The organism is Stutzerimonas stutzeri, from assembly GCF_000935215.1.
Classification (GTDB): Bacteria; Pseudomonadota; Gammaproteobacteria; order Pseudomonadales; family Pseudomonadaceae; genus Stutzerimonas.
The window spans coordinates 52,941-66,379 of sequence record NZ_JXXD01000143.1; the positions used below are offsets into that span (position 1 = coordinate 52,941).

Annotated in this window: 11 protein-coding genes and 1 riboswitch; of the genes, 4 read left to right on the forward strand and 7 right to left on the reverse strand. The window is 63.1% G+C overall.

Annotated features, from left to right (window positions below):
* Positions 1 to 74: 74 nt before the first annotated feature.
* The 5 genes from LO50_RS15395 to LO50_RS15415 form a co-directional block, all read right to left on the reverse strand.
* Entirely contained in the window at positions 75 to 3,791 is a 3,717-nt protein-coding gene (locus LO50_RS15395; RefSeq protein ID WP_044315551.1) for a CHASE domain-containing protein, read from the reverse strand.
* Between the two features lie 148 nt (positions 3,792 to 3,939).
* On the reverse strand, positions 3,940 to 4,593 hold the full coding sequence (locus LO50_RS15400; protein WP_044315552.1) for a YiaD family glycine zipper/OmpA-like lipoprotein: 654 nt from the start codon (positions 4,591 to 4,593) through the stop codon (positions 3,940 to 3,942).
* A gap of 138 nt (positions 4,594 to 4,731) precedes the next feature.
* Positions 4,732 to 5,376 carry an MBL fold metallo-hydrolase gene (locus tag LO50_RS15405; protein ID WP_044315553.1) on the reverse strand — a complete coding sequence of 215 codons (645 nt, stop codon included), beginning with the start codon at positions 5,374 to 5,376 and terminating at the stop codon, positions 4,732 to 4,734.
* A gap of 169 nt (positions 5,377 to 5,545) precedes the next feature.
* Positions 5,546 to 7,231 (reverse strand): fatty acid--CoA ligase, encoded by a 1,686-nt coding sequence (locus LO50_RS15410; protein ID WP_044315554.1) that lies wholly within the window; start codon positions 7,229 to 7,231, stop codon positions 5,546 to 5,548.
* 106 nt (positions 7,232 to 7,337) lie between these two features.
* Positions 7,338 to 7,967 carry a LysE family translocator gene (locus LO50_RS15415; RefSeq protein WP_003285859.1) on the reverse strand — a complete coding sequence of 210 codons (630 nt, stop codon included), beginning with the start codon at positions 7,965 to 7,967 and terminating at the stop codon, positions 7,338 to 7,340.
* Between the two features lie 68 nt (positions 7,968 to 8,035).
* On the opposite strand from LO50_RS15415, the gene LO50_RS15420 reads away from it, so the two are divergent.
* The 4 genes from LO50_RS15420 (at position 8,036) to LO50_RS15435 (ending at position 11,458) form a co-directional block, all read left to right on the forward strand.
* Positions 8,036 to 8,995: a 2-hydroxyacid dehydrogenase gene (locus tag LO50_RS15420; protein ID WP_044315555.1), complete on the forward strand. Its 960-nt coding sequence runs from the start codon at positions 8,036 to 8,038 to the stop codon at positions 8,993 to 8,995.
* Positions 8,996 to 9,082: 87 nt separating this feature from the next.
* Positions 9,083 to 10,081, forward strand: a complete 999-nt coding sequence (locus LO50_RS15425; protein ID WP_044315556.1) for a methyltransferase — start codon at positions 9,083 to 9,085, stop codon at positions 10,079 to 10,081.
* Positions 10,082 to 10,135: 54 nt separating this feature from the next.
* A riboswitch (yybP-ykoY riboswitch) is annotated at positions 10,136 to 10,252 on the forward strand.
* 90 nt (positions 10,253 to 10,342) lie between these two features.
* The gene (locus LO50_RS15430; RefSeq protein ID WP_014821310.1) at positions 10,343 to 10,930 is read left to right on the forward strand and encodes a TMEM165/GDT1 family protein; all 588 of its coding nucleotides are present in this window, start codon (positions 10,343 to 10,345) and stop codon (positions 10,928 to 10,930) included.
* 84 nt (positions 10,931 to 11,014) lie between these two features.
* Positions 11,015 to 11,458 (forward strand): ester cyclase, encoded by a 444-nt coding sequence (locus LO50_RS15435; protein WP_041014797.1) that lies wholly within the window; start codon positions 11,015 to 11,017, stop codon positions 11,456 to 11,458.
* 22 nt (positions 11,459 to 11,480) lie between these two features.
* Here the strand turns inward: LO50_RS15435 and LO50_RS15440 are convergent, their stop codons facing one another.
* Positions 11,481 to 12,299, reverse strand: a complete 819-nt coding sequence (locus LO50_RS15440) for a M48 family metallopeptidase (RefSeq protein WP_014821312.1) — start codon at positions 12,297 to 12,299, stop codon at positions 11,481 to 11,483.
* 312 nt (positions 12,300 to 12,611) lie between these two features.
* The gene (proC, locus tag LO50_RS15445) at positions 12,612 to 13,436 is read right to left on the reverse strand and encodes a pyrroline-5-carboxylate reductase (RefSeq protein ID WP_003303156.1); all 825 of its coding nucleotides are present in this window, start codon (positions 13,434 to 13,436) and stop codon (positions 12,612 to 12,614) included.
* Between the last annotated feature and the right edge of the window lie 3 nt (positions 13,437 to 13,439).

Genomic DNA, 13,439 nt, shown 5'->3' on the forward strand with positions numbered 1-13,439 from the left:
GGGAATTCGCGCACCAGGTGTCATATCGTTCGATCAACGCATCACCACAGGCATGTTTAACACGCACGACTTGCTTACTCCTCTTCAGCCTCGGCCGCACCGCTCTCCAGACCCAGCCATTGCTGCAACAGTGCCGCCAGCGCCGTGGCCTCGACGGGTTTGAGCAGAACGTCGTCGGCACCAGCCGCCATGCAACGCTCGCGCTCACCCCCACCCGTCGTTGTCACCAGCGCAACGATGGGGGCCTGACAGTCATGCGCCTGCTTAAGCCGCTGCGCCAAATCAGGACCTTCCGCCCCAGGCTGGCTCATGTCCAGCAGTACCAGATCGAAGGCATCCTCATCGAAACGCTCGACCGCTTCGTCGGCACTTGTGGCCGGGACCACCAGCAGCCCGAGCTCATCGAGCTGGGCCGTCAGCGAATAGATCAGCCGTACATCCTCATCCACCAGCAGCACGCGCCGGCCCGATGCCGCCACCTGCAGCGAAGCTGCGGCGCTTGGCGACGCCACCGTTGGCCCTCGGCGCACCAGTTCTCCCATACGTTTCACATCATCCTCCTTGGACAGTGCTGAAGCCGAATAACGGCGCAAGTGTTGCAGGTCTGTATCCGACAGCTTTTCACGACTGTTCACCAACACCGTGACGCCGCGAAGCGAACGCAGGCGCTCCAGCGCATCCAGCAGATCCAGCCCGCTGCCGTCAGCCAGTTCCTGCTCGACCACCACCACAGTGAAATTCTGTTCGGCATACGCCAGTCGGGCCGCTTCGGCGCCCCCCGCCAGCGTGACGCTATAGCCGAGCCGCTCGAAGTACTCACGGATCAGTTCGCGGCGACGGGGATCGGTCTCCACCAGCAGCAGGCGCAGCGAATTCTGTTCGTGGCGCGCCAGTTCGATGAAGATGCGCTCGAGTTCGGCCTGCGCTACCGGCTTGACCAGATAGCGCGAACCATCGTCATGCCAGTCGTGAGGCTGCGGCACGCAGGAAATGATCAGCACCGGCATGCCCTGATGACGCTCGTCGCCACGCAATTCCCGGTGCACCTGCCAACCACTGATGTCCGGCAGCAGGATGTCAAGGATCACTGCGGCAAAGTGCTCGCGTCGCAGGGCTTCCAGCCCCTGCTGGCCGGTGCTGCAGATCAGGCTGGTAAAGCCGTGGCTCTGCCCGACCTCCGCCACTACCGATGCGAAATCGGCATCGTCCTCGATGATCAGCAGCCCCGGACCACGCCCACGGCGCTGCGGTTGGCGCGGCAACAGCGCCTGCGCTGATGCGCCCGACGTCGACTCCACCGGCAATCGCACAGTGAAGGTGGCGCCGTTGCCGAGCTCGCTATCAACCGTGACGTGCCCCCCGAGCACCTCCACCAACTGGCGAGTGATCGCCAGGCCCAGACCGGTACCGCCGTAGTGACGACTGATCGAACCATCGATCTGCTGGAACGCCTGGAAGATCCGCTCCTGCTGGTCCTTGGCAATACCGATGCCACTGTCACGTACCTGCAGCTGCAGGATTTGTCCGTCAGCGTCCTCCGGCGGGTAGCTCGCCAGCAACTCCACCTGCCCCTGCTCGGTGAACTTCAAGGCGTTGGTCAACAGGTTGCGCAGAATCTGCTGCAGCCGGGCCCGGTCGGAATTCAGCGCAGGCGGTACGTCGGCGTCGACCTCCACCTTCAGCGCCAAGCCCTTCTGCTCGGCCATCGGCGTCAGCGAGGTTTCCAGTTCGGTTAGCAACTCACGCAGGTTCAGCGGCTCCAGCTTGAGCTGCATATGGCCGGACTCGATCTTGGCGAGATCCAGCACATCGTTGATCAACTGCAGAAGCTCATGACCGGCGCGATGAATGATGTCGGCATGCCGGACCTGCTTGTCGTTGAGGTTGCCCGAGCCGTTCTGACGCAGCTGATCGCTGAGGATGAGAATGCTATTGAGCGGCGTGCGCAGCTCGTGGGACATATTGGCGAGGAACTCGGATTTGTAGCGATTGGCTACTGCCAGCTGGTCGGCCTGCTCGCGCAAGCGACGCTCGGCCGCCTTGCGGTGACTGATATCGATGATCACAGCCTGCACCAGCTGCTCGTCGCCACTGCGCAAGGGCGACAGGCCGATTTCCACAGGCAACGCGCTGCCGTCGCGGTGGCGGCCGAACAGCTCGCGGTTGCCGCCCATGCGACGTGGTTCCGGATTCTCGGCATAACCCTGGCGCAGACCGCGATGCGCTTCGCGCAAGGCTTCGGGCAACAGCAGTTCCACGGGCTGCCCGACCAGCTCCTGGCGCTCATAGCCGAACAGCAGCTCGGTCTGGCGATTGACCATGACGATGTCGCCGCGGGTATCCACCAGCACGAAGGCATTGGGCGAGGCCTCGACGACATTACGGAAGCGCTCCTCGTCGCGCTTGCGCGCCTGCAGATCGAGCAGATTCAGGACGTAATACAAGACATCGTCATGTCTGAAGCTGGTCAGGCTGACGGCAACCGGGATCGCCTTGCCGTCCTCGCGCTGCGCCTGCAGTTCGAGCTGACTGGTTTCGCGCAGTTGCCCGAGCACCTGCTCGCCGAGCACGCCGGGCACGTAACGACTCACACGCTCGCCGGCCAGCAGCTCCGTCGAGCTGCCGAACAGCTGCCCGGCGCTCTGGTTGGCCAGTTCGATGCGCCCACCGGCGTTGCATAGCAGGGTCGCCACCGGCAATTGTTCGATCAGCTGACGGAAGCGCGCCTCGCGCTCCTGCAATTGCAGGCTCAATACCTGACTGTTGCGCAGCGCACGTTCGCGCAGATACAAATAGCCGCCCACCAGCAACGAGAACAATGCCGCCGCCATAAGCGCCGCGGCGAGGCTGAAGGCCCGATTGTTGTCACGCAGCACCGCCTCGTATTCCGGCGTGCTGGCCACCTGCAGCTGCCAGCTGCGGCCGTACATGTAAATATTCCGAATGCGCTGGAACTTGGCGTCGGCGCTGACCGGCGCACGTCCGGTGAGCAGTGGCGACTCCGGATTGGCGGCATCGAACAGCTGCAGTTGCAGCATTCGGCTGCGCGAGCCGAGTATGCCTTCCATCAGGTCGGTCAGACGGAACGCGCCGTGCAGGGTGCCGACAAAGGCGCGCTGACGCTCCTCCTCGGTGGTGACCGGCGCCGTCGCCGCATAGATCGGAAAGAACAACAGAACACCCACCTGGACGTTCTGCTCGGTTTCCTGCTTGAGGCGCAACGGCCCCGTGAGCACCGGATTGCCACTGTTGCGCGTACTGATGATCGCCTCGCGGCGGGTCGCCTCACTGAACAGATCGAAACCGAGCACCCGCCGATTGCGCCAGTCGGTCGGATGGATGTAGTCGGTCACCACGTACTCTTCGCGGTCGCCCGGCGGATACATGCGAAAGCGCTCGCGGCCGGAGGCGCGAATCTGGTCGATCAGGGTGGTGAGGGTTTCCGGCGTCGCATGCCGCGCCAGCGCGACAGCCTGGATGCCCGGATAGAAGTCCTGCAGCTGCAGCTGGTCCACGGCCCGCGCCCAGTCATCGATGCGGACCTCGTCGCTGCCGGCAACGACGCCAGCAAGCCCCCGCAAGACCATCTCGTAGGCGCGCATCCGCTCGCGTAGCGTGTGTTCGATGTCATCCACAGCGAAGGTGAAGCGCTGCTCCTGCTCGACCTTGCTGCGCTGTTCCTGGACATGCCACTGCCAGCCGATCCATCCACCCAGGCCCGCCATCAGGGCCAGAGCGACCAATAATGGCAACCAGGACCTGCGGGAATGGAGAGCGGTACGATCATCCATTCGACCTCCTCTGTGCCACAACTGGCGTGCTATCGAATGTCAGATACGAATAGCGCAGAGAGGTTCAATGGAAGCAGAGATAAACGGAATTATGGCGTCTGAATTTCGACGCCCGCGAGGCCGTTGCAGCCCCGCGGCCTATGAATGCTTACAGCGGACGCAGGTTGATCTCGACGCGGCGGTTCTGCGCGCGACCGGCAGCTGTATCGTTGCTGGCGATCGGCTGCCTGGGGCCGGCACCGTAGGAAGAAATCCGCGAAGCGGCCACACCATTGCCGACCAGGTAGGAAGCAACACTCTGGGCGCGGCGGTTGGACAGGTCCTGATTCAGCTGCAGGGAGCCGGTGCTGTCGGTGTGGCCGACGATATCGACGCCGTTCTTGTTGAACTCCTTGAACACCTGCACCAGGGAATTCAGGGTCGGGTAGAAGCTGCTGGAGATATCCGCCGAGTTGCTGGCGAAGGTGATGTTGCCGGGCATGATCAGCGTCAGGTTGTCACCATTGCGCTGAACCTGAACACCGGTGCCCTGCAACGTCTGGCGCAGCTTGGCCTCCTGGGTGTCGACGTAGTAGCCATAGCCACCGGCAGCCGCACCACCGACCGCTGCACCGATCAACGCGCCCTTGGTGCGATCTTTCTTGCTGGAAGTCGCAGCACCGATGACCGCGCCGCTGACGGCACCGATACCGCCATAAACACCCGCTTTTCCAGCCTGCTGCTCGCCGGTATAGGGGTTGGTGGTGCAACCGACCAACAGGGCGACGCCTGCAGCCAGAGCGGTCATGTTCAGCATTTTCATAGTTACTTCCTTCTCTTGTCAGTTACCAGGGCAGTCCCCCAGCCCTTGCGAGCGCAGCCCTGAATGCGGCGCTAGATTACCACCGACCACTACCAAGGATAGGAACCGTGCAACAGAACCTGTCCAACGGCCAGGCATTCAGGCGCGAACGAAAGGATTCTCGCGCATCTCGTCTCCCAGACGAGTGTCCGGACCATGGCCAGTCACCACGGTGGCCTCTTCGTCGAGCGAGTAGAGTCGCTGCTTGATGGAGCGCTCGATGCTCGAGTAGTCCCCACCCCAAAGGTCGGTACGCCCGATACCGCGACGGAACAGTGTATCGCCGGCGATCAACAGCTTGGCGTCAGCGAACCAGAAACTCATCGAGCCTGGCGTATGCCCCGGAGTGTGCAACGCCACACCGCAACCGCAGGCCAGTTCCTCGTCATCGGCCAGCCACTTATCAGGCCCTGGCACCGGCGTATACGGCACACCGAACATGCGGCACTGCATTTCCAGGTTGTCCCAGAGAAACTGATCAGCCTTGTGCAGATGCAGCGTGGCGCCGGTCTTTTCCTTCATCTGTCCCGAAGCCAGAAAGTGATCCAGATGCGCATGGGTATGGATGATGCTCACCACTTTCAGGCCATGAGCCTCCAGTCGCGCCATGATCAGCTCCGGGTCGCCACCTGGATCGACCACGATGGCCGTCTTGCTTACCGGGTCACCGATAATCGTGCAGTTGCACTGCAAAGGCCCGACGGGGAAGGTTTCGCGGATCAGCATCGGTTGAGTGACGGCCATGAGGTCCTCTATTTCGGCAATTTCTTGCTACGCCGGTGCGCAGCCGGTGCCGATTGTGTCATTGGCCAACTACCGATGGCTGATCCGAAATGGAAAGCCGCACACCTTTGGGCATCCGGCAGAGCCTCGTGCAGCCCTGCTGGACACCTGGGTCACAGGCAGCAGCGGCTCAGCTGGTCAAGGTCTTCGGTGAAGCAGCTTCGTCCTGCCAGCGTGCTATTTCGCTACGGATGCGCTTCTTGTCCAGCTTCCCGACACTCGTCTTGGGTATTTCGGATACCACGGCGATCTGCTTGGGGATCGCCCATTTGTTGATATGCCCTTCGGCTACCGCCGGCTCGAGGAAGGCATGTAGCTCATCAGCGCTCAAAGCACGGCCTTCTGCCAGAACCACCAGAGCAAAGGGGCGCTCGCCCCAGCGCTCGTCCGGCACACCGACCACGGCGACGTCGCGCACCGCCTCGTGACGACTGATCAGCCCTTCTAGGGTGAGGGATGACAGCCATTCACCGCCCGTTTTGATCACGTCCTTGATGCGGTCGCGAATCTCGATATTGGCCATCTCGTCGATCACCGCGACGTCGCCGGTGTGCAGCCAACCATCGGCCCACAACTCTTCGCTCTTCTCCGGCTCGTTGTAATAGCCCTGCGTCAGCCACGGCGCGCGCAATACCAGTTCGCCCTGTGAGGTACCGTCTGCGGGCAGAAAGCTGCCGTCGGCGGCCTGAATCGCCGCATCGACCAGCACCACCGGAACACCGGCCTTGAGGTGGAAGGTACTGCGGCTGTCTTCGTCAGCCTCAAGCAGCTCGTCGTTGATGTGCGCCCCGGATATCAGCGGGCAGGTCTCGGACATGCCGTAGGCAGCGATCAGGCTCATGCCGCAGGCCTTGGCCTGGTCGTAGAGGCCACGAGTCAGTGCGCTACCGCCGATGGTGATTTTCCAGCCTTTGAAATCGGTGCCCTGGGCCGCCTTGGCGTTGAGCAGCATCTGCACGATAGTCGGTACGCAATGGGAGAAAGTCACCTGCTCGCGCCGCCACAGCTCGATCAGATACTCGGGATCGTAACGGCCTGGATAAACCTGCTTGAGGCCCAGCATGGTGGCCACATAGGGCAGGCCCCAGGCGTGCACATGGAACATCGGCGTGATCGGCATATAGACGTCACCCGAGCCCATCAGCTGCGGATTCTCGCGGCAGCCGACGGTCACAGCTGCTGCGAGGGTGTGCAGCACCAGCTGGCGATGCGTGAAGTAAACTCCCTTGGGGTTGCCAGTGGTACCGGTGGTGTAGAAGGTCGTGGCGACCGAATCCTCGTCGAAATCGGGAAAGTCGTAGCTCGGTGCAGCAGCGGCCAGCAGGCTTTCGTATTCGCCGATGCAGTCGGGCAGGCCAACGTCGTGCTCGCTGCCATCGGTGAGCAACAGCGTCTTCTGTACCGTGGTCAGCTGACCGGCGATCGCCTGGTATAGCGGCACGAATTCGCTGTTGACCAGCACGAAGCGGTCATCGGCATGGTTCATGGTGTAGAGAATCTGGTCCGGCGAGAGCCGCACGTTGATGGTGTGTACCACTGCGCCAATCATCGGTATGGCGAACATGCATTCCAGATAACGATGGCTGTCCCAATCCATCACCGCCACGGTGTCGCCCGCTTTGACACCAGCTTCGGTCAGCACGTTGGCCAACCGGGCAACACGTTGATTCAGGGTACGGTAGTCGTAACGCAGCTGGTCACGGTAGACGATCTCGCGGGTGCGCTCGTAGCGCACGCCGGACAACAGCAGGCGCTTGATCAACAAGGGATATTGATAGGCGTTCGCCGCGGGCTTGATGACACGGGTCTGCAGCATGAGGGGCATCCTGTTCTTGTTGGAGTTGTAAGCAGCACTCTAGAGCGTCCGCCCCCATGCAAAATCAGTCCAAAGGATTATTTTCCGCGCACCTCGTTTCAGCGTGTTAACCGATCTCGCTGACGGCCAGACGTACACCAAGACCGATCAGTACCGCGCCAGTGAGCCGATCAAACCAGTGACCCATTCGCGCAAAGCCAGCACGCACGCGGCCTCGACTGAACAGCCAGGCCACCAGCAGAAACCACAGCGCAGTGGCGCCGGCGAGGTAGACGCCGTAACCGGCCTGCACCAACAGCGGCGTATCAGGACTGATCACTACTGTGAATAACGAGAGAAAGAACAGCGTGGCTTTGGGATTCAGACCGTTGGTGACGAAGCCAACAGCGAACGCCTGCCACGCCGAGCGATTTGCCCGCGCACTCGCGCCATCCTCCACATCCAGGTTCATCGGCCGTGCACGCAGGGCACGCCAACCGAGATAGAGCAGATAGCCAGCCGCCAGCCACTTGAAGAGGTTGAACAGCACAATCGACTGCGAGACGATCAGGCCAATGCCAAGCAAAGAGTAGGCGACGTGCACGAATATCCCGCAGCCAACGCCCAATGCTGTCCAACTTCCAGTGCGCCGCCCCTGGGTTACGCTTTCGCGCACCACCACCGCGAAATCCGGCCCGGGACTCGCCACTGCGAGTAGATGCACCAGCGCCACGGTCATAAATTCCATCCAGTACACAATCCGCTCTCCACATAATGCCGGGTTTCATTGTCGACCAGCCCCGGCTTCTTCGAAAGGTACAGTTGATGTCCAGTCGCGCCGTTTTCCTCGATCTTTCTCCGCTCGACCAAGGTGACCTCGATCTGACCCCGCTGCAGGACGCGTTCGGCGAGCTCGTGTTGCATGAGCAAAGCACGGCGGATCAGATTGTCGAGCGTCTGCGTGGCGCGCAGGTGGCCATCGTCAACAAGGTGGCGCTGAATGCAGACACCCTGGCGGCCTGCCCCGATCTCAAGCTGATCCTGGTCTCGGCCACAGGGGTCAACAATATTGACCTGCAAGCTGCCGGCGAACGCGACATCGTTGTCTGCAACTGCCAGGCCTACGGCACCCCGACCGTTGCTCAGCACACGCTGATGTTGTTGCTGGCATTGGCCACGCGCCTGCCCGACTACCAGGCGGCGGTCGCCCGCGGCCGCTGGCAGGAAAGCGGCCAGTTCTGCCTGCTGGACTTCCCCATCGTCGAGCTGGAAGGCAAGACCCTTGGCCTGCTAGGCCATGGCGAACTCGGCAGCGCGGTGTCTCGATTGGCCGAGGCATTCGGCATGCGCGTGCTGGTCGGCAACCTGCCGGGGCGACCAAAGCGCCCGGAGCGTCTGGACCTGGAAGAACTACTGCCGCAGGTGGACGCCCTGACGCTGCACTGCCCACTGACCGAGCAGACGCGCAATCTGATCGGTGCGCGCGAACTGCAATTGATGAAGCCGAGCGCGTTCCTGATCAACGCCGCCCGCGGCGGTCTGGTCGACGAACAGGCGCTGGCCGACGCGCTGCGCCACGGTCATTTGGGCGGAGCCGCTACCGATGTGCTGACCAGTGAGCCGCCAAGCGACGACAACCCGCTGTTGGCCCCGGACCTGCCGCGCCTGATCATCACCCCGCACAGCGCATGGGGCAGTCGGGAGGCACGTCAGCGGATCGTCGGCCAGTTGGCCGAGAACGCGACGGCTTTCTTCGCTGGCGCGCCGATTCGTCAGGTGAACTGAGTTCAGGCCTGCAGGCAATAGCCTTGCCCAGCTTGCGAGCAATAGCCCATAGCCCCTAAGCTCCCGGACTTTTTCAGGGAGACGCCGATGGACCCTCGAAGCGAAGTGCTGCTGCGTAAGACTGGGTTGTTTCAAGGGCGGCTATTGCTGGCAGGCCTGCCCGCGGACGACCTGCTGGGTCAGCTCGAAAGCGCTGTCGGCTGGAGCTGGCACGCAGGCGAACAGCAACTGCTGAACAAGCGCTTCAGCGGACGTTGCAGCTTCGGCGTCTCTCCACCACAGGGCGACTTCGAAGCCGCCGTGCTATTCCTGCCAAAATCCCGCGAACTGACCGACTATCTGCTGCAAGCACTGGCGGCGCACCTTGAAGGTCGCCAGCTGTACCTGGTCGGCGAAAAACGAGCCGGCGTCGAGCGTGCCGCCAAGCAGCTAACCAGCCTGGGCCGCGCCCGCAAACTCGACAGCGCCCGCCACTGCCAGCTCTGGCAGGTCGACATCGAGCAGGCGCCGAGCGTACCGGAGCTCGACGCCCTGGCGCACCATTTCACCCTCGAGCTGGCGGACGGCCCGTTGCAGGTCATCAGCCTGCCCGGCGTGTTCAGCCATGGTCGCCTGGATGTCGGCAGCGCCCTGCTGCTCGAGCATCTCGATGACCTCCCAAGTGGGCGCGTGCTCGACTTCGGCTGTGGGGCCGGCATTCTCGGCGCCACGCTCAAGCGTCGCTATCCGCAAAGCAATCTGCTGCTGCTGGATGTGGACGCCTTCGCCATCGAGAGCAGCCGCAGGACGCTCGCCGCGAACGGACTCGAAGCTGAAGTGATTGCCGGGGATGGCATCGACGCCGCGCCACGACACCTGGCGGCGATCGTCAGCAACCCGCCGTTCCACCAAGGCGTGCACACCAGCTACCGGGCCAGCGAGGCGCTGATCGAGCGCGCCGCCGAGCACCTGGTCAGCGGTGGCGAGCTGCGCCTGGTAGCCAACGCGTTCCTCAGGTATCCCCCCTTGGTCGAGCAGCATCTTGGCCCCTGTCACACGCTTGCCGAGCGCGACGGCTTCCGTATCTACCGCGCCGTGCGCCCCTGATGCCAGCGACCGGCGGTTGCACCGACCGGCCGGTTGCGGCAAACTCGCCGCCGTCCTTGGGGGAGTAGTCTCCGACGAGCGCCCTGCTCGTCCGGCATGCGTCAACATACTTGGTCCGCAGACCATGGCGCATGCGACCGGCCAGCGCGTAACGATACGCCAGGCCAGGTTTGACAAGACCCATGACATGTACACCTGACCCGGGCGGGCAGGCTGCGCATGTCATGGTGAATCTGTCGACCCGCCCTAAAGGAATGCCGCTTGGAATCGTTTTTCGTCCCCACCCTGATCGTTGCGCTCGCCGAAATCGGCGACAAGACGCAGTTGCTCGCGCTGCTGCTGGCGGCGCGTTATCGGCGACCGTGGCCGATAATCTGGGGCATCGTCGTCGCTACACTGGCCAACCATGCCGCCGCCGGCGCGGTCGGCAGCTGGGTATCGAGCCTGCTTTCGCCGGTGGCGCTGAGCTGGATACTGGCGGCAAGCTTCGCCGCGGTCGCGCTGTGGACGCTGGTGCCGGACAAACTGGATGACGACGATGCCAAGCTGGGCCGCGCCTACGGCCCCTTCGTCGCGACAACGATCGCCTTCTTCATTGCCGAGATGGGCGACAAGACCCAGGTCGCGACGGTGATGCTCGCCGCACAGTATCCGGAATTCATTCTGGTCATCCTCGGCACCACGGTCGGCATGCTGCTGGCCAACGTTCCGGTGGTGCTGATCAGCCACTTCGCCGCCGACCGCCTGCCGTTGACGCTGATCCGCCGGGTCGCCGCGGCCGGCTTTGCCGCACTCGCGCTGTACGCCGGCTATCAGGCGCTGTCCATGAGCACGATTGTCTCAGGCTGATACCCAGCGCAAATCTGCGCCACCGGGGAGCTGATAGAGTGCGCTACCGCAGCGCACATCAGCGCCCCGAGGAGATCAGGCTGCATGTCAGCGGATGGACGCAAGAAACGAGTCTGCAACCATATCGATCTGAGCTGGAACAAGGGCCGCCTGGCCCTTTCCGAACAGATGCAGAGCAAGTATTTCGCCTACAAGGGTTCATTCATCGGCCAGCCGCTGAACAGCGCAGGTTTCGCCGAGCTCGTGCGCAATGTGCGTACAGCCATGCCGGATCTGGAAGTGGTGGTGGATGAGTGCATATGCGAGGGCCACAAGGTGGTCACCTCAAGCACGGCGATGGGAACGCTGGCGACGCCGCTGTTCGGCTACTCGGTCGCCGACAAGATTCTCGCGATCGCCGTGATGAGCGTCTGGACGCTGAACCCGGCTGGCGATATCGAGGAAATCCACACGCTCATCGACCTCGAAGGCGTGCATCAGCAACTGGGTATCGAGACACCCCTTTCGACGCTGCTGTCGCCGGCCTGAACGGCCGGCGACAGGTCATCGCTCAACGGCCGCTGCGGGCCTGTTCGTAGAGCGGCATCACTTTCGGAATATTCGTCTTCAACGCCGCGGTGCGGGTGGTGGACGACGGGTGCGTGCTCATGAACTCGGGCGGTGCCGAACCACCGGCCGAAGCCATCTTCTCCCACAGCGTGATCGCCGCATTCGGGTTGTAGCCCGCGCGCGCCGCGAGCTCCAGGCCGATCAGATCCGCTTCGTTCTCGTTGCCGCGGCTGTTGGGCAGCGTCATCAGATATTCCACACCCATGTTCGCCAGTTGCAGGCCGCCGGTACCGACGCCCATGGCCGACCCCAGCTGCGTCGCCATCTGCACGCCATAGGCCTTGGACATGGCTTCGCGACCGTGCTCGCGCAATGCGTGGGCGATCTCGTGGCCCATCACGGCCGCGATCTCGTCGTCGGTGAGCTTCAGCTTCTCGATCAGGCCGGTGTAGAAGATGATCTTGCCGCCCGGGCCGCAGTTGGCGTTAAGCTCCGGGCTGTCGATGACGTTGACCTCCCAGTTCCATTGCGCGGCATCGGGGCGGAACACCGGCACCTTGGCGATCAGCCGCTGGGCAATACCGTTGACCCGCTTGGTGATTGCGCTGTTTTTCTCCAGCACACCCTTGCTTGACGCCGCACTGAGCGTCTCTTGATAAGACTGGGCGTACATCTGGTTGACCTGCTCGGTCGACAGCATGCTGAACATGTACTGCTTGCGGTCGACGCCTACGGCGCCGCCGCTGGTGGTGTTGACGGCCTGACAGCCCGCCAGCACGGCAGCGGCGACCAACAGCGACAATCTGTGCGGCTTGAACATCGAGTCTCTCCGGAAAACCTGCGCCGTATCCTAGGGTCTGTTCCCGTTTCGTCGCAAGCCACGTTGCTGCGCCAAATGGCGCCATGGCCGGGCGGCGTTCCGCAGGCGCGGGACGCAGGTAATGGTGGTTCCCTTGCCAAGTCCCGCAACGCCGCATGGCGCCATTTGCCGCGCAACCCGAAGGGCCGGGCCTGTTTTTGCGCGGTGCGGCGTTATTCGTCGCTCATTTGGAACGACCAAACTTCTCTCCTCATGCCTTGCCTCGTGCAAGAACAGGCGCCGGCGCGGCCGCGAACGAAACGTCAACAGACCCTATTGACCCAGTTGTTCGGCCAGTTCGGCCGAGCGTTGTGCGGCGGCGTTCAGCGCCTGCTGCACCAGTTGCTCGAAGCCGCCCGCCTGGAAGGCTTTGATCGCCGCTTCGGTGGTTCCGTTCGGCGAGGTGACGCGACGCCGCAGTTCGGCGGCATCGACATCGCTTTCACACGCCATGCGAGCTGCGCCCAGCGCGGTCTGCATGGTCAGTTGCGCGGCGGTCTCGCGGGGCAGGCCGAGCTGCTCACCGGCCACCGTCATCGCCTCGATCAGCAGGAAGAAATAGGCCGGACCGCTACCGGAAACGGCGGTTACCGCATCGATCAGGCGCTCTTCTTCGAGCCACAGCGCGATACCGACGGCCGATAGCAGCTGTTCGGCCTGCTGTTTCTGCATGTCGCTGACCTGGGCATTGGCGAACAGGCCGCTGACGCCTTGGCGTAGCAAGGCCGGCGTGTTGGGCATGCAACGCACGATCGCCTGAGGGCGCGGGCCCAGCCAGCGCTGCAGGCTGTCGCAGCTGATGCCGGCGGCGATCGAGACGATCAGGGGGCCGTGGGCCAGATGAGGAGTCAGATCCTGACAGACCGCCTGCATCACCTGGGGCTTGACCGACAGCACCACCACATCGGCGCCGGCCAATGCATCGGCGTTCTGCGCGAACGTCTGGATGCCATGCTCGGCGCTGATTTTCGCGCGCTGTTCGGCGCCTGGATCGCTGGCGCGAATGGCGTCCGCTGCGACGCCCTGGGCGCGCAGTCCGCCGATCAGACTGGCAGCCATGTTGCCGGCGCCGATAAAGGCGATGCGGGGTGAGGTCATAGC